Source organism: Bacillus sp. TSO22, from assembly GCF_020223595.1.
Taxonomy (GTDB): Bacteria; Bacillota; Bacilli; order Bacillales; family Bacillaceae; genus Bacillus; species Bacillus inaquosorum.
The window spans coordinates 75448-101425 of sequence record NZ_JAHAWO010000014.1 but is presented as its reverse complement, the minus strand read 5'-3'; the positions used below and the strand labels follow the sequence as shown (position 1 = coordinate 101425).

The 25978-nt window shown below is 38.1% G+C and carries 23 protein-coding genes, 7 tRNA genes and 3 pseudogenes; 21 read left to right on the top strand and 12 right to left on the bottom strand.

Going from position 1 to position 25978, the window contains the following annotated elements:
• Positions 1-125 precede the first annotated feature (125 nt).
• Positions 126-2285, top strand: a complete 2160-nt coding sequence (locus tag KHQ79_RS17810; protein ID WP_225516369.1) for a Tex family protein — start codon at positions 126-128, stop codon at positions 2283-2285.
• 9 nt (positions 2286-2294) lie between these two features.
• On the opposite strand, the gene cmpA is transcribed toward KHQ79_RS17810, so the two are convergent.
• The gene (cmpA, locus tag KHQ79_RS17805; RefSeq protein WP_003225207.1) at positions 2295-2408 is read right to left on the bottom strand and encodes a cortex morphogenetic protein CmpA; all 114 of its coding nucleotides are present in this window, start codon (positions 2406-2408) and stop codon (positions 2295-2297) included.
• Positions 2409-2511: 103 nt separating this feature from the next.
• On the opposite strand from cmpA, the gene KHQ79_RS17800 reads away from it, so the two are divergent.
• From KHQ79_RS17800 to KHQ79_RS17755, 10 genes are all read left to right on the top strand, one after another.
• Positions 2512-2964 carry a SprT family protein gene (locus KHQ79_RS17800; protein ID WP_019257543.1) on the top strand — a complete coding sequence of 151 codons (453 nt, stop codon included), beginning with the start codon at positions 2512-2514 and terminating at the stop codon, positions 2962-2964.
• A 122-nt stretch (positions 2965-3086) separates the two neighbouring features.
• Positions 3087-3161, top strand: a tRNA-Asn gene (locus KHQ79_RS17795).
• A gap of 4 nt (positions 3162-3165) precedes the next feature.
• Positions 3166-3256 (top strand) — tRNA-Ser (locus KHQ79_RS17790).
• Positions 3257-3285: 29 nt separating this feature from the next.
• A tRNA-Glu gene (locus KHQ79_RS17785) sits at positions 3286-3357 on the top strand.
• A 12-nt stretch (positions 3358-3369) separates the two neighbouring features.
• Positions 3370-3444 (top strand) — tRNA-Gln (locus tag KHQ79_RS17780).
• 26 nt (positions 3445-3470) lie between these two features.
• Positions 3471-3546, top strand: a tRNA-Lys gene (locus KHQ79_RS17775).
• Between the two features lie 11 nt (positions 3547-3557).
• Positions 3558-3639: transfer RNA gene (locus KHQ79_RS17770), tRNA-Leu, on the top strand.
• 79 nt (positions 3640-3718) lie between these two features.
• Positions 3719-3802: transfer RNA gene (locus tag KHQ79_RS17765), tRNA-Leu, on the top strand.
• A gap of 503 nt (positions 3803-4305) precedes the next feature.
• Positions 4306-4539 (top strand): helix-turn-helix transcriptional regulator, encoded by a 234-nt coding sequence (locus KHQ79_RS17760; protein WP_003240464.1) that lies wholly within the window; start codon positions 4306-4308, stop codon positions 4537-4539.
• Entirely contained in the window at positions 4536-4892 is a 357-nt protein-coding gene (locus tag KHQ79_RS17755; RefSeq protein ID WP_225516367.1) for a DUF2178 domain-containing protein, read from the top strand. Before KHQ79_RS17760 ends, KHQ79_RS17755 begins: the two co-directional genes overlap by 4 nt.
• A gap of 215 nt (positions 4893-5107) precedes the next feature.
• Here the strand turns inward: KHQ79_RS17755 and KHQ79_RS17750 are convergent.
• Positions 5108-5286, bottom strand: a pseudogene (locus tag KHQ79_RS17750) (tyrosine-type recombinase/integrase); the annotation flags it as partial.
• A 108-nt stretch (positions 5287-5394) separates the two neighbouring features.
• On the bottom strand, positions 5395-6021 hold the full coding sequence (locus KHQ79_RS17745; RefSeq protein ID WP_003240468.1) for a hypothetical protein: 627 nt from the start codon (positions 6019-6021) through the stop codon (positions 5395-5397).
• A 232-nt stretch (positions 6022-6253) separates the two neighbouring features.
• Between KHQ79_RS17745 and KHQ79_RS17740 the strand changes: the two are divergent.
• The 6 genes and pseudogenes from KHQ79_RS17740 to cspC all read left to right on the top strand — a co-directional run.
• Positions 6254-7116: pseudogene (locus KHQ79_RS17740) on the top strand (hypothetical protein); the annotation flags it as partial.
• A gap of 11 nt (positions 7117-7127) precedes the next feature.
• Positions 7128-7430, top strand: a pseudogene (locus tag KHQ79_RS17735) (lysozyme family protein); the annotation flags it as partial.
• A 181-nt stretch (positions 7431-7611) separates the two neighbouring features.
• Positions 7612-8304, top strand: coding sequence for a FadR/GntR family transcriptional regulator (locus KHQ79_RS17730; RefSeq protein ID WP_225516366.1), 693 nt, complete (start codon positions 7612-7614; stop codon positions 8302-8304).
• A complete protein-coding gene (locus KHQ79_RS17725) occupies positions 8301-9509 on the top strand; it encodes a CynX/NimT family MFS transporter (protein ID WP_225516365.1) in 1209 nt (402 codons plus the stop codon). The genes KHQ79_RS17730 and KHQ79_RS17725 overlap by 4 nt, the downstream gene beginning before the upstream one ends.
• A gap of 373 nt (positions 9510-9882) precedes the next feature.
• Positions 9883-10800 (top strand): EamA family transporter, encoded by a 918-nt coding sequence (locus tag KHQ79_RS17720; protein WP_103671969.1) that lies wholly within the window; start codon positions 9883-9885, stop codon positions 10798-10800.
• A gap of 572 nt (positions 10801-11372) precedes the next feature.
• Positions 11373-11576: a cold shock protein CspC gene (gene cspC / locus KHQ79_RS17715; RefSeq protein ID WP_003240492.1), complete on the top strand. Its 204-nt coding sequence runs from the start codon at positions 11373-11375 to the stop codon at positions 11574-11576.
• 623 nt (positions 11577-12199) lie between these two features.
• Here the strand turns inward: cspC and KHQ79_RS17710 are convergent.
• Positions 12200-12661 carry a CarD family transcriptional regulator gene (locus KHQ79_RS17710; RefSeq protein WP_003240494.1) on the bottom strand — a complete coding sequence of 154 codons (462 nt, stop codon included), beginning with the start codon at positions 12659-12661 and terminating at the stop codon, positions 12200-12202.
• A 491-nt stretch (positions 12662-13152) separates the two neighbouring features.
• Entirely contained in the window at positions 13153-14040 is an 888-nt protein-coding gene (locus KHQ79_RS17705) for an AraC family transcriptional regulator (protein WP_225516364.1), read from the bottom strand.
• A 490-nt stretch (positions 14041-14530) separates the two neighbouring features.
• Between KHQ79_RS17705 and KHQ79_RS17700 the strand changes: the two genes are divergently transcribed.
• Together KHQ79_RS17700 and KHQ79_RS17695 are read left to right on the top strand one after the other, a co-directional pair.
• On the top strand, positions 14531-14908 hold the full coding sequence (locus tag KHQ79_RS17700; protein WP_225516363.1) for a hypothetical protein: 378 nt from the start codon (positions 14531-14533) through the stop codon (positions 14906-14908).
• 568 nt (positions 14909-15476) lie between these two features.
• The gene (locus tag KHQ79_RS17695; protein ID WP_225516362.1) at positions 15477-16070 is read left to right on the top strand and encodes a YdeI/OmpD-associated family protein; all 594 of its coding nucleotides are present in this window, start codon (positions 15477-15479) and stop codon (positions 16068-16070) included.
• Positions 16071-16195: 125 nt separating this feature from the next.
• Here KHQ79_RS17695 and KHQ79_RS17690 read toward each other — a convergent pair whose 3' ends face one another.
• The gene (locus KHQ79_RS17690; RefSeq protein ID WP_225516361.1) at positions 16196-17365 is read right to left on the bottom strand and encodes an MFS transporter; all 1170 of its coding nucleotides are present in this window, start codon (positions 17363-17365) and stop codon (positions 16196-16198) included.
• Positions 17366-17459: 94 nt separating this feature from the next.
• Positions 17460-17741, bottom strand: a complete 282-nt coding sequence (locus KHQ79_RS17685; protein WP_225516360.1) for an HPr family phosphocarrier protein — start codon at positions 17739-17741, stop codon at positions 17460-17462.
• A gap of 446 nt (positions 17742-18187) precedes the next feature.
• Between KHQ79_RS17685 and KHQ79_RS17680 the strand changes: the two genes are divergently transcribed.
• Together KHQ79_RS17680 and KHQ79_RS17675 are read left to right on the top strand one after the other, a co-directional pair.
• The gene (locus KHQ79_RS17680; RefSeq protein WP_225516359.1) at positions 18188-18733 is read left to right on the top strand and encodes a TetR/AcrR family transcriptional regulator; all 546 of its coding nucleotides are present in this window, start codon (positions 18188-18190) and stop codon (positions 18731-18733) included.
• On the top strand, positions 18733-19548 hold the full coding sequence (locus KHQ79_RS17675; protein ID WP_225516358.1) for a GNAT family N-acetyltransferase: 816 nt from the start codon (positions 18733-18735) through the stop codon (positions 19546-19548). The genes KHQ79_RS17680 and KHQ79_RS17675 overlap by 1 nt, the downstream gene beginning before the upstream one ends.
• Before the next feature lie 233 nt (positions 19549-19781).
• On the opposite strand, the gene KHQ79_RS17670 is transcribed toward KHQ79_RS17675, so the two are convergent.
• From KHQ79_RS17670 to KHQ79_RS17650, 5 genes are all read right to left on the bottom strand, one after another.
• On the bottom strand, positions 19782-20669 hold the full coding sequence (locus KHQ79_RS17670) for an LCP family glycopolymer transferase (protein WP_225516357.1): 888 nt from the start codon (positions 20667-20669) through the stop codon (positions 19782-19784).
• A 231-nt stretch (positions 20670-20900) separates the two neighbouring features.
• Positions 20901-21731 carry a polysaccharide deacetylase family protein gene (locus KHQ79_RS17665; RefSeq protein ID WP_225516355.1) on the bottom strand — a complete coding sequence of 277 codons (831 nt, stop codon included), beginning with the start codon at positions 21729-21731 and terminating at the stop codon, positions 20901-20903.
• A gap of 261 nt (positions 21732-21992) precedes the next feature.
• On the bottom strand, positions 21993-23129 hold the full coding sequence (locus KHQ79_RS17660; RefSeq protein WP_225516629.1) for a TolB-like translocation protein: 1137 nt from the start codon (positions 23127-23129) through the stop codon (positions 21993-21995).
• Entirely contained in the window at positions 23120-24577 is a 1458-nt protein-coding gene (locus KHQ79_RS17655; protein ID WP_060397990.1) for a sensor histidine kinase, read from the bottom strand. Before KHQ79_RS17655 ends, KHQ79_RS17660 begins: the two co-directional genes overlap by 10 nt.
• A gap of 3 nt (positions 24578-24580) precedes the next feature.
• The gene (locus KHQ79_RS17650) at positions 24581-25282 is read right to left on the bottom strand and encodes a response regulator transcription factor (RefSeq protein WP_060397991.1); all 702 of its coding nucleotides are present in this window, start codon (positions 25280-25282) and stop codon (positions 24581-24583) included.
• Positions 25283-25978 lie beyond the last annotated feature (696 nt).

The following is a 25978-nucleotide window of genomic DNA, read 5'->3' as shown; positions in this document are numbered from 1 at the left end:
TAAGCGACCTGCAGGAATCATAAAAAATGAGTAAACACGGGCAGCGCCAGCTGTCTTTTTTTATGTGTTTTTTTCGGTTTTTGATACACTAGAGAAAGAACGACAAAATTGGAGGCTATGGTTACATGGAAACGTCAGCCCTTTTAAAACAGCAAATTGCGAAAGAAATAGGTTTATCACAAAAACACGTTGAAAGTGTCATCCGCCTGCTAGAGGACGGCAACACAGTCCCGTTTATCGCCCGGTACCGAAAAGAGCAGACGGGTTCAATGGATGAGGTTCAGATTCAGACGATTTCTGAACGCTGGCAATACATACAAAACTTGAATCAGCGAAAAGAAGAAGTCATCAGGCTCATTGCAGAGCAGGATAAACTGACAGATGACTTAAAACGAAAAATTGAGCAATCGGTGAAGCTTCAGGAAGTGGAAGACCTTTACCGCCCGTATAAACAAAAACGCAAAACAAAGGCGACAGTCGCGAAAAGTAAAGGCCTCGAGCCGCTTGCCGACTATATCCTGACACTTCCGCAGGATGATCGTCTGGCAGAAATCGCAGACCAATACATCAGTGAAGAAAAAGAAGTGTTCACAAGGGAAGAAGCGATTGAAGGCGCCAAGCACATTATTGCGGAACAAATCTCTGACGAACCGAATTTCAGAAAGTGGATTCGCCAGGAAACCTTTAAAAAAGGAACCATTAAGTCTGCAGCCGGTAAGTCGGCAGACACCGACGAGAAAAATGTTTATGAAATGTATTACGAGTATGAAGAGCCAATCGCAAAAGTCGTTCCGCACAGGGTGCTGGCGATGAACCGCGGCGAAAAAGAAGACATTTTAAAGGTATCTATCGAACCGCCTGCGGATCAAATCAAGGAGTATTTAGAAAAACAAATCATCAAGAACCGCTCAACATCTGTAAAAGAGATTTTGCAGGAGACGATTGAAGACAGCTATAAAAGGCTGATCCAGCCGGCAATAGAGCGTGAAATCAGAAAAGAGCTGTCAGAAAAAGCGGATGAACAGGCGATTCATATTTTCTCTGAAAACTTGAGAAAGCTTCTGCTTCAGCCGCCGATGAAAGGCAAAACCGTTCTCGGTGTTGACCCGGCCTTCCGAACTGGCTGTAAGCTCGCTGTGTCGGATGAGACCGGAAAAGTCTTGAAAATTGATGTCATCTACCCCCATGCGCCAGTCAAAAAAACGAAGGAAGCCCATGAAAAAGTCAAAGCGATTCTTGAGCAGTATCAAGTCGAGATGGTGGCGATCGGAAACGGCACGGCGTCCAGAGAAACGGAGCAATTCATCGTCAATGTATTGAAGGACATGCCGCGTAAAATTTATTATGTGATCGTCAATGAAGCGGGAGCAAGCGTATATTCGGCTTCTGAGCTTGCCAGAGAAGAATTCCCTGAACTTCAGGTTGAAGAGCGCAGTGCCGTATCTATTGCGCGAAGACTTCAAGACCCGCTCGCGGAACTCGTCAAAATCGATCCAAAGTCTGTGGGTGTCGGGCAGTATCAGCATGACGTCAGCCAAAAACGCTTAAATGAATCTCTGCGTTTCGTCGTCGAAACGGTCGTTAACCAGGTTGGAGTAAACGTCAACACAGCATCCGCCGCGCTGCTTCAATATGTAGCGGGATTATCAAAGTCTGTCGCAGGCAACATTGTCAAAAAACGTGAGGAAATCGGGAAGTTTTCTAATCGAAAGGAATTGAAGGACATCCCGAGACTCGGTGCGAAAACCTATGAGCAGTGTATCGGTTTCTTAAGAGTGCAGGAAGGGACAGAGCCTTTGGACAGAACAGGCATCCACCCGGAAAGCTACAAAGAAACAAAAGCGCTATTGAAAAAGCTCGGCCTTTCAACAGAACAAATCGGCACGGCGGAATTGAAGGACAAAATCAATCAGCTGGCGCTTTCTGAAACGGCAAAAGAGCTGGGAATCGGAGAAATCACCCTGAAAGATATTTGTGAACAGCTGACAAGGCCGGAACGCGATCCTCGCGATGAGGTGCCTAAGCCTTTGCTGAAAACAGACGTCCTTCAGCTGGAAGATTTGAAAGAGGGAATGGAGCTGCAGGGCACCGTGCGCAATGTAGTGGACTTCGGAGCGTTTGTTGATATCGGAGTCAAACAAGACGGGCTTGTGCATATCTCAAAACTCAGCAATCAATTCGTCAAGCATCCTCTTGATGTCGTATCTGTCGGCGATATCGTGACAGTTTGGGTTGACGGCGTAGATGTACAAAAAGGCAGAGTATCGCTGTCTATGGTAAAATAAAAGCACTGCTTACGAGCAGTGTTTTTTCCTATAGAAATACCAGCATTGATTCAGCAGTTTAATTTGGTAATTATCTTTTTCAAGGAACGCTTTTTGCATCTGCTTTTTAAGCCAATTTGGCATAGGCTCATTCCTCCTCAGCTTTTATCATAAGAGGGACGGTGATTACCATATTGTATGCGAACGGTGAATTGTCCCGTTCAATGTTTTTTAAGTGAGGTGCACCATGGATAACAAAGAGCTTCAAAAGCTGACAGAGGATATTTCTGAAACGTATTTTAAAAAGCCGTTCCGCCATCAGGCGCTTTTTAATGACCGGCTCAAGACCACGGGCGGAAGGTACCTGTTAACCTCTCATAACATTGAATTGAACAGGAAATATTTGATTGAGCACGGCAGGGAGGAACTGATCGGCATCATTAAGCACGAGCTCTGCCATTATCATCTTCACCTTGAGGGAAAAGGGTACAAGCACAGAGACAGAGATTTTCGAGTGCTGCTGCAGCAGGTCAACGCGCCAAGGTTCTGTACACCCCTTAAGAAAAAAACAGAAAGCAAAAAAACTTATATGTATATCTGCACGGCCTGCGGCCAACAGTATATAAAGAAGCGTGCCATGAACCCTGACAGATACAGATGCGGAAAATGCCGCGGAAAAATAAAAAGAATTTTTTCGTGAAAAAGGTTGACGAATATGGCAAGCCTATGTTACATTATAAAAGTCGTCACGAGAGATAAATAAAAACATTTACCTCTTGACACTGTAAATCGAGGCTGATATAATAAGTCTTGTCTCATTATTCCACAGTAGCTCAGTGGTAGAGCTATCGGCTGTTAACCGATCGGTCGCAGGTTCGAATCCTGCCTGTGGAGCCATATTGGAGAAGTACTCAAGTGGCTGAAGAGGCGCCCCTGCTAAGGGTGTAGGTCGCGTAAGCGGCGCGAGGGTTCAAATCCCTCCTTCTCCGCCATAAGAATTCGATATAAGTTCTCAACCATCGGCCCGTTGGTCAAGCGGTTAAGACACCGCCCTTTCACGGCGGTAACACGGGTTCGAATCCCGTACGGGTCATTCCATTTTCGTTGGGCTATAGCCAAGCGGTAAGGCAACGGACTTTGACTCCGTCATGCGTTGGTTCGAATCCAGCTAGCCCAGCCATTTTTATTTTTGAAATTGAATAGTAAGAGCCATTAGCTCAGTTGGTAGAGCATCTGACTTTTAATCAGAGGGTCGAAGGTTCGAGTCCTTCATGGCTCACCATTTGTCTTTTTGCGGGTGTGGCGGAATTGGCAGACGCGCTAGACTTAGGATCTAGTGTCTTACGACGTGGGGGTTCGAGTCCCTTCACCCGCACTTTATTTACAAAGTGCACGCAAATCGGTTTTACTAGGTTAAGAGCCTAATAAACCAGCACAAACAATTTAATGATCACGCGGTCGTGGCGGAATGGCAGACGCGCTAGGTTGAGGGCCTAGTGGGTGAATAACCCGTGGAGGTTCAAGTCCTCTCGGCCGCATCAATGATACCAAGGGTTGTAGACCTTTGGTATTTTTTGTACTTATTTTTAAAATTGTCTACTGCCCTCAGACTGCCCACTTACCTACAGTAAGCCAACTAATTTAATTAACCATCCATTTCCTGTTTGTTTGGATATAGCTATTCGTAAACATCAATTGTTTCCACAATTTCTGCTCCTTCAGAGTGATAACCAAGATTTATTTGTTCCGTATGCACCGCCTTAAACCGTTTACTGTTGTTTTTCAAATAGATTACAATTGCACCACTCTAACCGTTTTTGCACCACTCGATATCAAAAAATGTACAACCAAAAACCATAAATTACACTAGATCGATATGTGAACCTTACAGAATCAGGAATTTCGTCAGATTCTTTCTGCATTCTGGTTCATGTTAAATCAAAGTAATCTAGGTAAACATAAAGGTATTTTATATTTTTGTATAAGTTTACTTTACTTTTGTATAAGGTCAGTTTATAATTTGGTTCAAGAGGTGATGGTCATGAAGAAAGATTTTGGTGATTCGATCTCAAATAAGGTTTATGAATATCGTGTACTTGCCAGATTGTCTCAGCAAGAATTAGCAAAGAAAGTCGGGGTTTCCAAACAAACCATCTTTGTAATGGAGAAAGGAAATTATGTTCCGACTCTGCTGTTAGCTTTTCGAATTGCCGAATTTTTTAATGTGGATGTAAACGAGATTTTTACTTATGAGAAAGGAAATGATCAAAAATGAAAATGAATTCGATCTCAGATACTATCACTAACGCCATTTTTTCCCCTTTAAAGTCTTGGGCTGAACATTCTCCGGGAAATTGGAGTATTCTTATTGGTAGTGGGTTTGTATTGCTTGTAGTCGGATTGATTCTGACATTCGTATTTCTTAAAAAAATGGGTAAGGCTGACGAAAGAACAAATCAAATATCATTAAAAAGTGGCCTCTTTATGTTATATGGAGTAATTTTGTGCGACTTGATTTTCCCGAAAGAATATATGTGGCAAGTTTTCTTCTTATTTAAATATTCTCTTGCATTATTAGCTTCAGGAATCTATCTAGCCGTTCGATATAAAAAAGATTTTTTAAACTGAAGAACTAAATTGAAAGAAAGTAAGTTCAATTACCAAGAAATATAGTGGCTCTGTAGTTTTAATTGTTTTAAGAGAGGTAACGAAAATTAGATCATTTTATAATGAGATTTGGAGAAGTGGGGAAGTAAGGGTGTTTTTTGCTCACCAATTATTAACCATAATTCATACAAAATTATAGAAATGATGTAAAGTGGTTCTCCTTGGTGTCTGAATAGTGCAACGGTATAACAGTTTTTAAACAATAACTGATCTTGAGGTATTAAACTAATAAATTTTTTGAATTGTTCTGGTCTCCAAAACTTCATTTTTTTCTTGTTAAAGGTAATCGTTTAACGTTGTCACATGGATTTCTTTTTAAGATATCTTCATGTACAGATTTATCAAAAATTTTAGACTAGTCATTATATAAGCACAGCAAACTGGCAACTGTCATGACAATACAAAAAATCACTATTCTCATTCTTCTTAAGAGAATAGTGATTTTGAAACTTCTTTACCTAGATTACTTGATTTGGATTGCCGAAGCCTTGTTGTCCCAATCTGAAGCCATATTGGCCGTTTTTCCATACCAATCAGAATGTCTAAACATAACTCCTTTGCCATACCCTTGAGTTGAAGTATGCTCCCAGAGCGTCGTTGAATAGCTTGAAGAAGGTGAAGCCGTACTTAAAGAGGAAATTCTGTCATTCCAAGCGGAAGACAAGTTTGTAAATCCGTCTCTCCAATAAATATACTGCCCGCCTTTATTTTTATACTCATAGAAATCGGTACAGCAAGAGCCGCTTGCCGTCGGCTGGAATTTGTTTTGAAGCCTTTGTTTATCTTTTGCGATAAATGCCTCTAAAGTTACCTTGCTCGTGAATCCATATGCCAACAAATCGCCGTTTTTATTCTGTTTAGGCAGAACCATGGTCACTTTTATGTTGTTGGATTTGTTGTTCACTTGGGCCGGAGAATTCACATCTTTTCCATCTACAGATAAATAATGGAATGACTTAATCGTATAATCATTTGACTTGGCATCGTTTACATTCGCCGGCGCAGCGCTTGCCGGCAATGCAGTAGTCATCAAACAGGCTGCTGCAACGATACCCATCCCTATCGTTTTTTTGAACTTTGCTTTAAACATATGACAACACTCCCTTGCTTAATTTTCCTATTATTCAATAGGATGGAAGTATAATAGCATTAATAGAATGAAAATGATGTCTTTTTTTGCAGAAAAACATTAAATTAACATTTATTTAAACTTTCTATTCAGCCGGTTTAAAAAAGAGGATAGACAAATGCATGAATAATATGAATATCCACTTATTAGATGAAGTTTTAGAAAGGTTAAGTGATGAAATGTTATCAGGGGTAAAAATGGTTCAAATTCAGAAGGTGTCACTAGTGAAAGTGGCGGTAATTCACCGAGTGGGGCTGCTATGGGATATGACAATGCTCATTTTATTTCAAGAACCCCGCAAAAAGAGACTGCAAACGGAATAGCTAGACATAACAGCCGAAACTTAAAACGAAATCCTCAAACTCTATCGAAAAAACAACAAAAAGAAGCATTTGCGAATGCAACAAAAAATAAACAGCAATCTCATTTAGACAGATTGAGAAAAGACGGAATAAACTCTCCTATGCTGAAAGATGCTTTGAATGAAGGAAATGAGGAATTATCAAAAAGAGCACCTATTTTACAGGATAAGAAGGATGAATCAACTAGAACAGATCAAAAAGAATGTGTGGAACAGATTCTTAAACATCCTGCAAGTCATCACCGACAATCTGACGATGCTTCATTACAACATGAAGAAGAAACTGCTTTTAATCGAGCGTCAGTCTTACAAGAGAATGAAAAAGATACAGAACGCACTCATCGGGAAGCGTATGTCTATGAAGAACAAAATCTGAATACTGAAACAGATCAGCAACAAGATTTTGAAGTCCAGAAAGATGATTCTGTTTCAAAGAGTGAGCCTGTAGCCCAAGAGAAAACAGCAGAAATCAAACGTTCGGATCAAAAAGTCATAATGAGTCAATCTGAACCACAACATGGCTTTGAAAGCCCTCAACCTACAAAAGTAGAGGATCAACCTATTGTTCATCACAAACCATTAGACGAACTGAACAAAGTGTAAATACATTCGAGCAAGTGTCTTTAAATGATATAGCAAGACGCACTTCTTCAAAAGTAGAAGATCGACTGAGAAGGGATAAAAGAACAAGATGATGAGTAAATAGGTAGTTCTTTCTTTAGTATTCTCGGCTCCTTATCTTCTTTTTTGCTTTATGTATCGTAGTGGTCATGACGATTTTATAGGCGGCGGGGATGGCGAATATGAAACAGTTGGCATTGCACCGGAAGTGGAACGATGTAGGGCGGTATTTGAGAAATACGCCCGTCAGGAAGGCGTTTTTGACCAAGTGAATATTATTATGGCGCTCACCATGCAGGAAAGTGGTGGGCGTTCTTTAGATATTATGCAAGGTTCCGAGAGTATCGGCTTATCTCCTAACTCCATAACTCATACAGAATATTCGCTTGTAAATTTAAATAAAGGCTCTGCCATTTTGCTGTTAAATTCTATATCATCACCATGAGCAGCGGCATTCCCTGCCTCTTTAATTACCTTCTTATTTTGTTGTCTTAATTTCATAGGCGTGATAAAATACCAATTAACCAAACATCCTATGTTTGATAAATGCATTACAGGAGGATATACACATGCTTCAGAAAACAAACCGGCAGACGCTGGTTGAGCAAGTCGCTCTACAAATGGAAAGTTTGATCGAATCAGGCAAGTGGGGTGTCGGGATGCGCATTCCGGCCGAGCCGGAGTTGATGAACGAGCTGAATGTTAGCCGCAATACATTAAGGGAAGCAATTCGGGCATTGATACATGCGGGACTCTTAAAGACGAAACAAGGTGACGGAACTTATGTCTGCTCTTCAAGTGCTTTGGGGGCCGTGTTGAAAAAACGTATTTTGCGCTCCGATACGTTGCAAACATTAGAAGTCCGGTATGCACTCGAACGTGAGGGAGCCCATCTAGCTGCACAACGCAGAACCGACGACGAGGCCCGCGAACTTCTTCTCCAACTGGAACGCTGCGAGGCAGCGGCAGAACTCGGTAACATTGATGGCTTTGTAACGGCGGATATTCATCTGCATCAAAGCATCGTCAAGGCGTCGCATAATGAAATATTGATCGAAATATACAACCATATCGCTGAAGCGTTGCAAGATTCGATTACAAGCCTGACTCGTTATGAAGTCGATGCGGATTTTTTGGAAATGCACAGACAGCTGGTGGAAGCGATTATCGGTCAGGACGCCGATCGTGCCGTGGAAGCAGTTCATCGCTATATCCAGGAATCGAAGGATGTTATCGCCGTTGAAGAGGGGGAGCGGCCATGAGCGTACAAAGTGGTACGAAGCCAACTGGGTTAAAGCGTTCGCTCTCATTGAGTTGGCCGATCATCATAGGCATCGTCCTTATATCACTGACGATGCGGTCACCGCTAACGTCGGTAGGCCCACTGGTAGGATCGATTCGTGAGTCCCTTGGATTATCGCATACCGCGGCAGGCTTGCTTACGACATTGCCGTTGCTTGCTTTTTCGCTTCTTTCCCCCTTCGCACCTATCTTGGCGCGCCGCTTCGGGATGGAACGGATCATACTTTATGCATTGGTTCTTCTCATGGTAGGTATTGTTGTCCGCTCGCTGACCGCAACAGTTCCTTTGTTTGCAGGCACCGTTTTACTTGGGCTCGCGATAGCGGTGTGCAACGTGCTAATTCCAAGTCTTGTTAAACGGGATTTTTCTCATAATGTCGGTCTTATGACAGGGCTGTATTCAGTGTCGATGAATTTATGCGGTGCGGTAGCCTCCGGTGTAAGTGTCCCGCTCGCCCGCAATCTCGGTTTTGGCTGGAATGGCGCACTTGGAATCTGGGGATTGCTCGCTCTGATAGCCGCACTATTCTGGTTTCCTAAAGCGCGGGCGAGTCACGCGTCAGCCATGATAACAACTAGCGGTGCGTCGACGCGGCAAAGTCTGTGGCGTTCACCGCTGGCATGGATGATTACACTTTTTATGGGATTGCAGTCTCTGCTTTTCTATGTTTTGATCGCTTGGTTACCTGAAATCATGACAAGCCGGGGCTTAAGTGAAGACAGCGCTGGTTGGATGCTATCGCTATTTCAATTCGCTTCGCTTCCCGTATCATTCATCGTACCGATCGTTGCGGGACGCATGAAGAACCAGCGTTTACTGGTTGTCATAATGACTGTCCTGTTTTTTGTTTCATTGAGTGGCCTTTATTTTGGCGATAATGCACTTATTTTGTTATGGACAATTTTACTCGGAATTGCTGGGGGATGTGCGTTCAGTTTGGCTATGATCTTTTTAAGCTTGCGGACGAAGGATGCCTCCGATGCGGCTTCTTTGTCCGGTATGTCGCAATCTGTTGGATATTTGCTGGCTGCAACAGGACCGACCTTGTTTGGTTTGCTCCATGACGTCACGGCAAGCTGGAACCTCCCAATATCATTGTTGCTTATGGTCAGCATTCTGCTGTTCATATTTGGCCTGGGTGCGTCAAAAAATCACACGGTATAAGGGTCTTTTTTTCAGTAAAGCTCTTTCTAGAGAAGCCCATGAACTGCCTGTGCCGTTAGGTTTAATAAAAAAAAGGCGAGTTGGTGCATAACATAGTTATGAATGTATTTCCAAAAAAAGACATTGTGTTTAATGTTTAGTTTTTCATTAAACGGTATTTAAATTTTATAAGGACAAATTTAAAATAAGTTTTGTAAACAGAATCAATTATTTTATTGACAATTAACATTTTTTGATTTTATAATACTGTTAAATTTGAATAATAAAATCTATTTTAGAGCGTGGATTTTTCTAGAGGAAACTCTATTTTCGCCACACTACTGTCAATTGATAGTAGTGTGGCTTTTTTTATGAAAAAAAGGAGGGAGAACTTTTGAAAAGTTGGCATTATGGATTAATTGTATTTTTAGGTGGTTGCTGTTACGGGATATTATCTACATTCGTTAAGCTAGCCTATTCAGCTGGTTATTCGGTCACTGAGGTGACAGGTGGGCAGTATTTATTTGGCACACTGATGGTCTGGATACTAGTTTTGTTTACAAAAAAGCGAAAAGTAACGCGAAGTCAAACTATTAAGTTACTACTATCCGGCATCCCTTTTGGTTTAACAGGAGGATTTTATTATCAATCGTTACAATCACTTCATGCATCACTAGCTATCATTTTACTTTTCCAATTTGTTTGGATTGGTACATTTTTTGAGTGGATGTTTTATAAGAAAAAGCCTACAAAAGGGAAAATAATTTCGATAGCTATCCTGCTAGTCGGGTCTATCCTAGCAGCTGGGATTATTTCAGCGAAGGGAATGAATATGTCTTGGCAAGGTATAATCTGGGGACTACTCGCTTCCTTAACGTTTTCAACCTTCATCCTTCTTAGTGGTTCAGTTGGGAAAGATACTCCACCCTTACTAAAGAGTGCTCTGCTTTCCACCGGGGGTTTAGTCGTTGTATTTCTATTGTTTCCCCCTATATATCTATTTGATCTTCCTGTTTTAAAGGGCGTGGCACCCTATGGTTTGCTTCTTGGTTTTTTTGGAGTTGTCCTTCCGCCTCTTTTATTTACCATTGGGATGCCACATGTTGGACCAGGACTTGGCACCATATTAACAGCATCTGAACTTCCAGTAGCTGTTTCAATGGCAGCACTAGTGTTAGAAGAGCATGTGAGCATAGTACGATGGATGGGAGTCATCCTCATATTAGGTGGAATTGCCGTCGGTAATGTACGTGCAAAAGCTAAACTGGATTCTGGCCAGGCACAACGAGATTCTCCTTCGCAACATTCTTGATTGCGTTTAACTAAGGGATCAATGCCTTAAAGGCGCCCATCAATTAAGAGACTAACTCTTTTTACTAATACATTGAAAGGAGTTTTATCATGACAAAGTATAGAGATTTCCTGAAGGTTTTTTAATGGGGTAGTGACATCGCAACACACCAATATTCTGTGTCCTCTTCTTTTTCTAATGAGGACGTACCATCGATAACTCCATTATTCATTAATTAAAAAGGCAGATTATTTATGGGCAAGTTTATTTTTTATGAGCATCTTAGCAAATGGGGATATACCATGAGTGACCGTTTGGAAGCATCTGCAGAAACAAAGCTTGAAGCGATGCGAAATTATTGACATTTTCTATTTTTGCTTATTGCTTCTGCACTGATATCCACACGTTTAAAGAAATAATGCCATGAATAAAACGATAATATTAATTTGCAGTTATTTCCGTTTCGTGTTAAGATAAAGAAGAATTATTTTTGTTCGGTGTAAAGGATAGTATGAATATCGACTTTTCGTCTTGATGATACTTTGGGCAGGGATAGTAAAACAATGTGTGGTAACGCACTAGGAGGCAACAAAATGGAACAAGGTACAGTGAAATGGTTTAATGCAGAAAAAGGTTTTGGATTTATCGAACGTGAAAATGGAGACGATGTATTCGTACACTTCTCTGCAATCCAAGGTGACGGATTCAAATCTTTAGACGAAGGTCAAAAAGTAACGTTTGACGTTGAGCAAGGTGCTCGTGGAGCTCAAGCTGCTAACGTTCAAAAAACTGCTTAATCTTCAATCGTGTATACAAACAGGCTCTTTATAGAGGGCCTGTTTTTTTATGTTCTGCTGTATAATACTCAATAAAAAACCCTACTCAACGTTCGAGTAGGGAGATGCTACAAGGTAATAGAAAAAGATTTAACACTTCAAAGGTTTGTTTACAGTATAACATACTTGATTGACAATATGCGGAATGTATATAAATTAATTACTTTTCTTTTCGTATAGACCTACATTTAAGATAAACAATTACTATTCACTGTCGCAATGGATATAAGAAATTCTTAAAGATAGAGGTGAGATTGATTGTACTTTCTTCCAGAAATAATCACTTAGATATACCTAACTCAATGAAAGCCCTGCCTCTCTTCCATCCTTACGGCTCCTTGTCCGTGCCAGTGTGAATCAGGATTACAAAAATCGAGTGACTATTTTATCGAGTTTTTTGATAAAACTTCAAATGTTCGTGAAGACATTTAAATAATAAAAATGGATTAGAAGGAATAACAAAAGAGGTTAATGTTCTAAAAGTAAGTTGAAGAAGTTGAACGTTTTTGAAATGGATTTACTTTTCATCATAATATTATCGGAAAATTCAGGGTATTTATGCAATACATGATCTATAATTAATCTTAACAGAAACTTTTTATTTGTTTTTCAGTGATTCCTTTAATTACTTCCAGTTCACTAATCAAAAATTCATATGCATTATCCAACATTTTTTTTTCGCTTGCATTAAGTGCTTTTTCTTTCTTCATACGCATTAAATCACGTACAACTTCAGCGCCTTCTTGTATTTCACCCGTTTTTATTTTGTTCGTGTTTACTATATACCTTTGCTTATACGGCAGTAACCTATCTGATTCTCCATGCTGAAAAATGTGTATAATGTGTTTTAATGCACGTATATCAGTAACTGGTCGTATACTTGAACTCAATATTTTACGCGTTGGAATCATAACTTGCATATTACTAATAGTCATTTTTATGACATAATACTGTTGTTTTTTTCCTAAGATTTCTTTTTCTTCTATGGCTTCAATTATACCTGCTCCGTGCATTGGATAAACAATGTTATCGCCAATTTGAAACATATCATCCACCTCCATATATGGTAACCTTCTTAAGATTACCATATATGGAGGTGGATTATCAAAATTTTAATAATAACATGATTAATTTTTTGTTGTCAATAACTTTTTTATAAAATCAGATCAAGCAAAAATAACATCAAAACAATAGGGAACTTGTCGGATTTCCAATAAAGGAAATGTCAATGGGTCCGTGTATATAAATCAGTTTTTCATTAAAAATGAGTTATTAAATCTCCTTTAGGAATTCATGACTTGGCATTAATGACATGTTTGCTGATCTATATGGGCACAAATTTAATCACCAATTTTCAACCATAATACGTAAAAACATATAGAGTGAAAGATAGAGAGTGTAATGAAAACATGCTTTCATAACCAGTGATATGGTTTTATAATGTTGAGGACCTAGTGTTAGAATAATTCACCCAGCTTATGAAATGTTTGCTGACGTTGAAAGAGGAAGGGGTTAGCCCCCTTCCTTAAAGAAACCTTTAGTTCCTCTTATTTCTCTTTTTTGAAATCGGTATCCAAATTTCACTTTTAAAAGATGGCGATGTTACATCCTTATACTCGTTCCACAGTATTTCTGGGCCTTCTATTTGTTCATAATTTGCCGATGGGAACCATTCGGAATAAATGCGTCCCCATACTTCTTGCAGTGCATCCGGGAATGGTCCGATTGCTTCGAATACAGCCCACGTTGAGGCAGGAACTTCAAGCTGTGAGAGATGATGTGGACACTGTTTCGTTGTGGCTGCGCCAATATAGTGATCGAGCTCTCCTTTTTCCTCTAACCGACCTTCAGAAAAGTTCGTGGATGCACTAATCAGACCCAAAGGCGCTACATTAGAAAGCTTTTTAAGTTTATTTATTGCTTCTTCATCTAAATTTTCCCACATAGACGCAATTTCCGGATTAACCCCTTTGAAAATAATGGGAACTCTTTTTTTAATGCCAACGATGCGAAATGCCTCTTTTTCTTCAATACGATAGTTCATTTCACTTCCTCCTTTGATTGATAATTGGAAGGTCATTCGTGGATAAGCTTTAAGTGAATGGCCATTATTTCTAGCTTCTGATGGTCTTATGCCATGCAAATTTTGAAATGCTCGTGCAAAGGAATCTGGTGAGTTATAACCGTACTTTATTGCAATGTCAATAACCTTTACGTTGCTGTCTTTAAGTTCAAAAGCTGCAAGAGTAAGACGTCTGCGACGGATATATTCCGATAATGAAATACCTGCAAGGAAGGAAAACATCCTTTTAAAATGATAATCAGAGCAGAAAGCAAGCTTCGCTACTTCTTTAAAATCAATATCATTAGTGAGGTTTTCTTCAATATACGTTAATGCTCTATTCATCCTTTTAAGCGAATCCATTTATTTGACCTCCTTTACAAAAGAATAACAGGAGTGAAAAGTATCTACCCGACATTCCGTGCACAGTTTTGCAGGATAACTTATATGTAATAAAGTATGTTATTCACCTGTATTTGTACAGGTATTTTAAAAAAGTTGGTTTCTTAAAACATTCTATAAAGACATATGCATACTACAACAATTATTCGGTGGTTTGTTTTGAAATTTCTTTTTTGAAGCGCTGTAGGTTTTGAATCGTCTAATTTCCATGAATTTGTTATGTTATTAGATAAAGGTTACATTACAGTATTGGCGAAAAAGGAGTGAAGTTTTCAGGAGGTCAACGTCAACGAATTGATATTGCAAGAGCTTTATCAGAATTCACTAGAAGAATTAATGAAAAATAGAACTGCATTCATATTTTTTCATTGAATAACATAAAGTGGTTATGGAAATTGGAAAAAAGCAGGATACCCGTTTTTAGTACGTTTAAAAAAAAGGAGTCATAACGTTGTTAAAAAGGTTTTCTCTGGTTTTTCTTACGCTAATTATGTCTATAATTGTTGTACTTGTGGCTGCTAAAAATTCCCCTGGAGATAATGTCATTTCATTTGATGAGCCTATTATCTTAATGATATCAATTGGGATCGTTGTATTTTTATTCATCCCTCCATTAGCCATGTCCTTTTTTGGTAACTGGGTTGTAAGAATAATATCTGGAGTATATCAATGTTTTATCGTTTTAATTTTTATGGGGCTCATTCCAATTGGATTTCTTATTCCCAATGGTTTTTTGACAATTCTTCTTTCTATTGCAGGAACTTTAGTTAGTATAACTAGTGTTGTAGTAACCTTATTAATTGGTAGGAATAAAGAAGTTAAATACTAATAATCGTTACATTTAATGAACACCCTTGCCAAGTTGACAGTGAAATAATAAAACAAGGTTAGAAGGCTTTATCCCTAATTTCGAGGAAAGAGGCCTTCTCTTTTTTTGTGTTGTGGACATGGATATAGCCCTTGATGATTTGGGTGTAGCACTTGAATAGCAAAGTGTACCGGGGCATATCTTATAAGATTTCCTGCATTGATAACGTTTATTATAAATCAGGAGATGTATTTCGACGTGAAATGCAACAGCCCGCAAATTTCCTATTTAGCTCAAAGTAAGTCCTCTAAACGGTCAGAAGTTTCTTGTCCAAGCCTTTTTTTATGGTTGCATAATCTTCACCGTAAGCTTAATCTATTGAATAAATCATATAGTTTGAACCTATACAATGGATGATAGGAGAATAAAACAAATACCATGATGTCAAAAATAAAATTGACAGGGCAGGGGGAGGGGATGAAGAAAAACAGAGCGTGATATCTATGTAGAATCGGGAAGAGCCTAAAAAATTGTTAGTGGAATAACGCAAAGGAATAAACCGAACTGCTCCGGAAAGAGGGGGATCATGATGTCAAATAGCAGAACGAATCCTAAGGTTGATGAATTTTTAAGTAAAGCTACAAAGTGGAAGGAAGAATACGAGAAGTTAAGAAATATCTGTCTTGACTTTGAGCTGACCGAAGAATTTAAGTGGAAGCATCCTTGTTACACGTTTAATAGTAAAAACATCGTTTTAATACATGGATTTAAAGAATATTGTGCGCTTCTGTTTCACAAAGGTGCCTTGATAAAGGATGACCATGGGATTCTCATCCAACAAACGGAGAATGTACAGGCGGCACGTCAGATTCGGTTCACCAATGTTCAGGAAATAGTTGAAATGGAAACCATCTTGAAAGCCTATATTCATGAAGCCATTGAGGTTGAAAAAGCCGGTTTGGAAGTGGATTTTAAAAAGGATACTGAATATAAAATTCCTGAAGAACTTCAAAGTAAATTCGATGAAATCCCTGCCTTGAAAGCTGCTTTTGAAGCATTAACCCCGGGGCGGCAAAGAGCATACATTCTTTATTTTTCTCAAGCCAAACAATCCAAAACACGAGAGTCAAGGATTGAAAAATATATGGAGAAAATCCTCAATGGAAAGGGATTAAAGGATTAGTGTGATCGATGAGAACATACATGGAACTTGTTCACAATGCTGAAGGTCTGCCTAAACAAGAAACATACCAAATGATATTGGTATGTTTTTAAATTTCACCTACCATTTTATTGCGGGTGTACAGTTTATCTGAAAAATTGTTTCTCGGGACTATACATAGAAGTTCTTAGTAAAATCGATATCAAGCTTAATACAGCGGATAAAAATCCCACTAATACGACGTATTGGATACCAAATACTGATATAAATAATCCGCCTGCAGCTGTGCCAATGGTTGTTCCTAAGTTAGCTGATGTTAAAAATAATCCATTAGCGAAATCAGGAGCTTCTGGAGCTGCAGATGTAATCCAATATTGATTGATATTATTTCCGATCCCAGCTACTATTCCCCAAACTAAAGTAATGATAGCCATAGGTAAAGTAAACTGCCCTATTAAAAATAATATGATGTACACGAATCCTAATATGAATGGATAAAAAATGACAGATTTGATGGGATTTTTAGTGAGTAACTTACCTGCCGCAATGTTTCCAATCATATTTGCCCCGCCGAAGATGACTAATATTAAACTAATTGTATTTGGAGACATTTCCGTAACTGTTTTCAGAAACTCAGCAAGATAACTATACACCCCAAATATTGCTGAGTTTATTAAAATAACAGCAGTAATGGAAAGCCAAGTAACTGTTTTTTTTAATACGCTTACCTGTGCTCCATAAGAAAGTCTTTCTTTAACAGGCATAGAAGGGAAAAATACGAATGTAGCAATGAATGTTAGAGCATTCACGATAGCAAAGAATGACATGGCCATTTGAAGCGAAAGCGTACTAGCAAGAAAACTTGCGATTGGCACACCAAGCACCATACCTGCAGACACTCCCATAATTACCTTAGCAACAGCCTTTGGTGATTCTTCCTTGGGAACTGAGTGAGCAGCTATTGTAAAAGCCGCTGAAAAATAAATGGGATGAAAAATGGCTGGAATCACGCGAGCAATTATTGCGATCGTAAAGTTTGTTGCAAATAGAGAGACTATGTTACCCAGAACAAAAATACCAAGTACAAGCAACATTGCCTTCTTGCGGTTTATCCCCGAAAATAATAACGGCATAGTTGGCCCGCATATTGCAACAGTAAGTGCAAAGAGGCTCACCAGCCATCCTGCCTTAGATACACTAATATGAAAATAATCAGCAATGAAAGGTAATATCCCGATAACTCCCATTTCGGTGTTTATAATGCCAAAAGTTCCAACGGTCAATATAAATATTAATAAATTATTTCGTTTGGTCAAACAAGCAACTCCTAACTTCAGTATTTAATAATTAGGCTACAGGTTTACATTTTTTTAGGGTATATATATCCGGTCCACCTTTGATGGGCGGACATCAAGTTTCCTGTACATAATCTCTTTTTATTAAATAATCTTTAATGAATTGTATAGCCTGCGCTTCGTCAGCTCCATTAGCCTGTATATATATTTGGGTTCCAGGTTTTATTCCTAAGTCCATAATGTCCATTATGGACTTAGGTGAGTGTTTTAGATTAACAGTTTTTCCTCGATATTTAAGAAAAATATCTGATGTAAATCGATGAGATAAACTTACTAACAAGGTTGCTGGTCTCGCAAATCCTGTTTCCTTAATGATCGTAAACTGTTTTTTAATCATTCTTCACCTCATATGATCATGATTGACACAATGTAACCTTTAATAAAAATCTTTTTAAAAAGCTTAGAGAGGAGGTTTTAAAAAAACCTCATTTTTTCTTCAGATTCTCTTCAAAGAAGGACTCAAGCTTGTAAAACGGGATGTACTGCTTTTTGTCGTACAGATCCACATGCCCTGCATTGAGTTTGCCGCCAATTTGTAAGCATCTTCGCTGAAGTACCTAGCGTTGGCATTTTCACCTGCGATGAACAGAATAGGATTTTGTAACTTAAATGGACATTGACGCCATTTGAAAAGGAAAAGCATTATTGATTAATGAATCAGCAGTTGTTTATTATTGTAAATAGAAAAATAGTGTGTACAATGGTTAAATTCATGCAATTTGTTGATTATTCAACATTTCAAACGAAATTGTTGATTATCTTAAGAAAGTTTGGTGACCAGGTATGTCCAAAGTGGATAGAAGAATAACAAAAAGCCAAGAAACGATTAAGAGGGCTCTGATTGAGCTGATGACTGAAAAAAGTTTTGATCACATTACAATTAAGGATATTGCTGACAGAGCAAATGTTAATCGAGGAACCATTTATCTTCATTACTTAGATAAATTTGATCTATTAAATAAAATTATGGAAGAACATATAAACAATATGGGGGATTTTTGCGAGTCAGCAACTGAAATGGATTGGATTGAATCGACTGTACACTGCATGGAATACCTTGAGAGTAATTATTTATTCTTTTCAACGATGTTAGCCAGTGAAGGAGCGCGATATTTTCGCAGTCAATTCCTTAAGTTTAATATCGAAGAGTTTAAGAAAGATGTCGATATAACGAAAGGAAAAAATCACGGCCAAAGTGAAGATGTCATTGTTGAATTTGTTGCAAATGCTTACGTAGGGGTAGTGGAATGGTGGTTAAAAAACGAAATGCCTTATCCGCCTCGTGTCATGGCAGAAAAAGTGGGGGAATTGTTAGAGAGGATTGTTTAATGTATAAACTACCGGAATTATCCAAAGGAGCTGTCAGTTTGCAAGAGTTAAGCAAAGAAAAATATAACGGCTTGATAACATTGTTTCAAAACAAATGTTGCCCAACATTTGTGTATTCAATATTAGATCAAACGATTCCGGGAATTGTTTATGTAGATGATCAAACATTGCCTAAATCGTTTTTTATAGGGACTGAATCAGGAATTTATTATATTGCGGGAGAACACGGGAATCAAGAATTTAACGATTTCATTGCTGGATTTTATGAAGCACAATCGAAATCAACAAAAAGATTTACCTTGTTTTCTTCTAGCGATACATGGGATAGAGTAATGAAAACAATACTGAAAGACGAATTGAACCAAATGAAAAGAATGGCATTTTCTTTTCAGCAAAAACCTTCAAAAACGGTTTTTCGACTTCCAAAGGGGCTTATATTGAAAAGAATAGACGAAGACATCATTTCTAACAGCACAGCGTTTAACAGAGCTTATTATGAGGAGTACTGGGATTCTGTCTCACATTTTTCTGCAAATGGCTTTGGATTTGCTGTAGTACATGGCAATCATGTTGTAAGTGAGTGTACCTCTATATTTTTAGGGCATAATCATGCAGAAATGGATATCTATACACTTGAAGAATATAGAGGCATGGGTTTAGCTTACTGTGTTGGAAGTGAATTTATAGAATTTTGTCTGAAAAATGGGATTATTCCTAGTTGGGATTGTGATGTTTATAACAATTCGTCCATCACTTTAGCAACTAAACTAGGCTTTAAGGCAAAAAACGAATATTCTATTTTCTATTCTGGATAATCGTATATAAGCAGTAAAGCAAGATGAACAATTAAAAAAGGGGAGAGTACCGGTGAAAATCAGTCGGATTCTATTGTCAGCGGTGGCCCATATAGAAAGTGATTCGTTTGTAAAAGAAGTTAAAATAGCGGGACGCAGTTGGGGCATAAAACGAGATATAAAATATTCACGAAAAAATGAGAGAAGAGATAAAAACTCTTCTCTATATCTGAGTAATAGGTTATGAATTTATTTTAAGATTCTAGATTCAGTTGCTGGCGAAGTTTTTTCGATAAGTCCTTTCTCGTTTCATCAGTTACAACATGGTACCATAAGTGATCTATTTTTTTATCATCACCTTTTATTTCTATCTGATGAATATTGTTAACGGCTTCTTTATAAGAACGTTGAATATCAATCATTTTATCAAGTGTTAAGTTCGTTTGAATATTTTCTTCTAATGCGGTTAAAATCCCTTGGTAATTTGCTAATGATTTTAATTGTGCACCTTCGTGAATAATTTCGTTAATGATTTCACGCTGCCGCTGCTGCCGCCCAAAATCACCGCGTGGATCTTCTTTTCTCATCCGTGCATATTTAAGAGCGATCTTTCCATCAATGTGCTGTTCCCCTTTTGGTATATGTACGCCTTCAAGGGTGAAAGGGAAATCATTATTCACTTTGATACCGCCAATAGCATCTACAATATCTTTAAAACCTTCCATATTCACTTTGATATAATAGTTGATTGGAATGTTTAAAAATTGTTCGACGGTTTGAACGGTACCTTCAATTCCTTCATAAGTATAGGCTGCGTTTATTTTAATATTGGTATTCTTTGATTGCATAAATACTCTGGTATCACGCGGTATGCTTACCATTGTTGATGTTTTAGTCTCTGGATTTACAGTCAGTACGATCATCGAATCAGTGCGCCCCTTATCACCGGGGCGCTCATCTACTCCCAGCAAAAGAATGGATATAGGATCATGCCCAATACCATCATCTTGTTGCTTGGAATCTCTATGTAGAGGCTCATACATATGATTGACTGATTTTGCTACGTTGCGGTAAATACTGTAGCAAGTCAGGCCTCCAATGGTTAACAAGAGGGCTAGAATAAACAATATAATACTTTGCATTTTCAGTTTCCTTCTCCCAATTTTCACTATCATAATCCTTTCTAAACAAGTTGGTAGATTCCTATACAAGTTGTTATGCACTGTATCTTATGCTTCGTATCTCAGATATTTTTGGAATGAAATTGTGTTAAAAAGGTTAACGGTTCCCTCATAAATAATTCCTTCATCTCTGTGATATTTTTAAGCTAATATAAGATACCTTAATCATGATTTTATTGTTAGACTTTTACTTCAATTGAATCTGAATTGTACCGGTTTTATTGAATCATCAATTGCTTTCATTTCGTAGCCGCTTTCCCGGAAATATTTTAATAATTCTTCTAGATATGCCGCAGTAGTCGGTTTTTCATGCATTAATACAACAAGCGGCTCTTTCCCGACAAGATTGTTTACTTGTTGAATTGTATTTTTTACAAATTCGCCGTGAGAGTACTTCCAGTCCTCTGAGTCTACTGTCCAATCCCATAGATTAAAATGATCGCGCTTAACAACTTCTCTAAATGGGCCGGTAATGTAGGGCTTTGACCCGTAAGGTGCTCTTATCAAATGTGTGTTGATTTTGGTCGTTTCATTGATAAAATCAAGCGTGTCGTTCATTTCTGTAGCAAAGCTTTCAGGGGATTTATAGATTTCGGAAACCTGATGCGTCACGCCATGAGACCCAACAGAGTGACCGCTTTCCACCATTTTTCTCACAAGATCAGGATTTCGCTCGAGATTAGGTTTTAACATAAAAAACGTTCCTTTTGCATTGTATTTATGGAGCAAATCCATAATTTTTTCTGAAGCAGCAGGGTTTGGGCCGTCATCAAAAGTTAAATAGACCACCTTTCCGATTTCAGATGATGATTTTTGTTCTTCCTTTTTTTCTGCTGCATTTTTGTTCTTTTCTTTGTGCATCTGCTCAGAAGCAGCAGCACTTTCTTTTATGGGTTCCTGCTTTGGACCGGCAAGTGCTTTCCAAGAAATGCATAATAAAGCTATACCTAGAATAATCAATATCCCAAAACCTATTTTGCCTATTTGATTCAATTTACGGTCCCTTCTTGGTGAATTTGACACTTTTTCCAACTCCTCAATTGTAGATATCAAAACTAGTTTTTTTAAAACCAGTTACATCGATTAGAAAGTCAATTAAACTCCGGGGCAAAGTTTGATAGAAATGATGCTCTTTTAATATAAAGAGAAGATATCGCAGAAGTTTGATCAACTTGTAAACAAAATGTCAAAAAAGAAGGAAACAGCATATAGACTAGCAGATTGCAATAAAAAACCTTATTTCCGTCTTCAACAGAAATAAGGTTTTAAGCATAAAGCGGCAGATTATTTAAATGTTATGATATAAGAGTGATCATCAAAAAATCGGGCCGATGAACTTTCCATAGCGGAATATGGATTTTGGTTATATACGAGCAGATTGCTGCCATCCGGACTCCAATATATTTCTGTTGGATTGGTGCCATGGTATATTGGCTCTGCGAACAGGATATTTTTCCCTTGCAGCTTTCCTGCATACGTATTGTCCTTGTCATATAAAGAGTAAGCAATTTTCTTTCGATCATTTGATATTTTGAAAACCGCTACATTTTCGAGCAGAACAGAAAGCTCACTGTTTCTGAGATCGTATTCATACAAGGTTTCTCCGGTACTTAAAAATACAAACTGGTCATTGTTTAACCAAACAGGTTCGGCATAGCTGTTCTGGCGCTTTTTCTGAACAGTGATGCCATCATCGCTAACGTTCCCCGTCATAATGCGATATTGTTGCCCGTGTAACGCCGTAAGCAGCACCTTGCGTCCATCATCTGAAATAGAAACTGCTGTAAGCGACTCTTTTTCATCCACATTCTTCAATGGATACGTTTTGAGCGTTCCGGAATCTATATTGTATACATTGACTGCAGTCTGGCCATTTTTCGCAGGATCTATGACAAGATAACAAATGGATTTGCTATTATTTGACCATGAAACATCCTGTACAAAGGCATTTTTGTTAGATGCAAAGCTGGCGATTTCCTTTTTGTTTCTGTTCGTCAATGACATCAGATTTAATGTTGTCCTATCCGATGACATTGTTGATCCGACGATGTTCTTTCCATCTGGAGACATCTTTAAGTTGATAGTGTTGCTTTCAATGCTTTTCAGCGTCTCAGGTTTTTCAAAAGGGAAGGAAAGACGCTGAAGCTGATGCGTTTCATGTTCAGTTGTGTCATCTCCTTTGAAAAAACCGACTATAGAGTTCGATGAAGACCATCCAAGCAACTCGTCAGCTTTGGGGAGGCGATATATCTTCTTCACTTGAAAGGAGCCTGACTTTTGATTATCATCAATATGATTCTCTTCCTCGTTTGGAATAATAATCGTTTCCGATTTCTTTCCCACATTATAACTGGATACAAAAATCAAGAAAATCGATAATATGCCTAATAAAATAATAAACTGTTTGTTCTTCATGATGATTTCTCAACCTTCATGTAAGCTAGTTCAATGGTGATATTTGTATGGTTTTCTTTGTAGAACATTTTGATTGTTCCCTCATGTTCCTCAACAATTGTTTTAACTATACTTAAGCCCAAGCCTACACTTCCTTCTTCTGAGACCTTTTGGTTTACCGAATAAAAAGGCTGAAACACTTTTGTGTATTGGTTGTCATCATACGGATCACTTGGATTCTTGAATATAAAAAGAACCTGGTCTCCAATAACGTTAGCCTTAATTATGATATTTGAATTCGATAAACTGTATTTGATCGCATTATCCAGAAGATTAATAAAAAGCTGGCGCAGTCTATTCATTTGACCATAAACATAGAGGCCTTCTTCAATTTCACAGATGATCCTTTTTTTATATCGTTCTGCACGAATTCTCATAGATTCGCATACATCTTTCAAAACGGTTCCAGCATCAATCCTATCGAAATTACGATCTTTAGATGTTTCTCGAGATACCTCAAGAAGTTTTATGACCAAATTGTGCAGGCGCCGGCTTTCATCAACAATATGATTCATTCCTTTATCAAAAAACTTCTGATCCGATTCCCCTTTTTCTTTTATGATCTCGGCGTAGCCTTGAATAGAAGTCAAAGGTGTTTTCAGCTCATGCGTCATATTGTCAAAAAAACGTTTTTCCTGTTCGTTAAGTTCCTTTAACCGATCCCGATCTTTTTCGATGGTTGAAATTTGATCTCTAATGGTGGTAATCATGTCATTGAAATTACTAGTAAGCTGGCCGATTTCATCTTTTCTAGAAAAGTGAATATCAACATCCAGCTTTCCCTTTTTGACTTCTGAGGTGGCCTTTGTCAGCTTGACAATTGGAATTGTGATGTGTCTGGAGAGTATATAAGAGAATAGGAAGGCCGCCACAAAAATAGCAAGTGCGATATAAAAAATAATATTTAAAATCTCTCCGCTTTGTTTGTAAAGCAGATTAAAATCTTTAGAAAAGCGTAATATGCCAACTTTTGCACCATCAATGATAACTGGATAAGAGAAAGACACCTGTGCTTTATTTCGATCATAGGTGATATGGTAAGCATTCTTTCCGTTAACCGCTTTTTTTAGGTCCTCATCACTGCCTTGCGAAAACACCGTTTTATTAGAAGAAGACAACAATGTGCCATCCACGGTATAAACACCTACATTGCTTCCAGTTGAATGAGTTAAACTCTCCACGATTTCTTCGGCCATATCGCCGAAATAAAGTTCATTGTTTTTATAATGATTGATTAAAAATGCTTGGTTGATATACACGATACTGTTTTTTTTCAATTCTATTAAATCTGAGGTCACAATTTTTTCATTACTAGACCAAATGACGCTTTTGACCGTTTGATTAAGCACGAGGAAAGAGAGAGAGAAAATCAGAAAAAAACCAATAATGAATTTACCCTTGATGGTCCGAAACACTCTCTACTCCTCCTGCTTCTCAAATTTATATCCGATGCCAAACACTGTCTTAATCAAGTCACTTGCATCCAGTTTTTTACGGAGTCTTTGAATATGAGTATCTACCGTACGTGTATCCCCGGCAAAATCGTATCCCCAGACGAATTCCAGCAGCTCTGAACGTGTAAAGATTTTCCCCCGATGGTCAATCAACGTCTTAAGCAGATCAAATTCTTTAGGAGTCAAATCAACAATGATCCCGTCTTTTTTAACTAATCTCTCATCTGGGGTGATCACAATATTCTTAAACTGAATATGATCCTCATTAGACGTTCCTCGGTCGTTTACGTGGTTAGCTTGTTCAAGGCGCCTAAGTATCGTACGAATTCTGGCGATAACCTCGCGCAAGTCAAATGGCTTTGTAATATAATCATCAGCCCCAAATTCCAACCCAAGTACTTTATCAGTGATGTCTGACTTTGCGGTGATCATAAGTATAGGGATATTATATTGATGGGTTACTTTTTTACAGATATCCAATCCGCTGCAATCTGGCAGCATCCAATCGAGCAACAGAAGATCGGGTTTGAATTGGTCTAGTTGTTTCATCCCTAAATCTCCGTTAGCCTCAGTACACGTGTGGAAACCTTCTTGCGTAAGTCCGTATGAAAGAAGATCAGCTATTGCTTCGTCATCTTCAATAATAAGTATTTTAGTTTTATTCATTATTTCATTCATTCCCTATTTCATCATTATATTTATCTATTATATGTCTTAGTTTACAATATCAATTTATTATAGCATCCTTTCAATAGAGTTTAACTTCAGGTGATACAACACTTGGAGATTGTCGGGACTCATAGCCTGCAATGAAAAACTTCGCTTCAAACTCCAAATGATATTAAAGATTGAAAGAGACAGAAATTCTGGATAAAAAGATGTTTATTTCTGTCCCATATCATGCATTCATTGATTATATAATTAAAGGATACGGCATCAACGCTCATCGTTCAGCATTACTCCTATGACAATCCGCATTTATAGATATCAAGAATAAAGAGTTGAAAAGAAAACTATATCTTTATGCAAATAGCCAACATGACCTTGAACTTTTATGGAATAATTCGGAAAAACTATCTTTGGAAATTATATAGCTAATAATCTTATAAAAAATGATTTGTATTTCATAGAGTAAAACTATTAGTTATACCCTTGTGGAAATGGCGGAAGGAAATGGACAGGCGCTTACTTTAACAGACATGGCACCAAGGACATGTGCATAATCAGTGGTTTATTTATAAGTGGAGGTAATGAATGATTTCAAACGCTTGAAATATTTAGGGAGGAGTGAGCTTTTTAATAAGCACTCCTCCACTCTCCATCAAAAAGTTAATAGCAGCAAATAAATTAAAAATCTGTTTA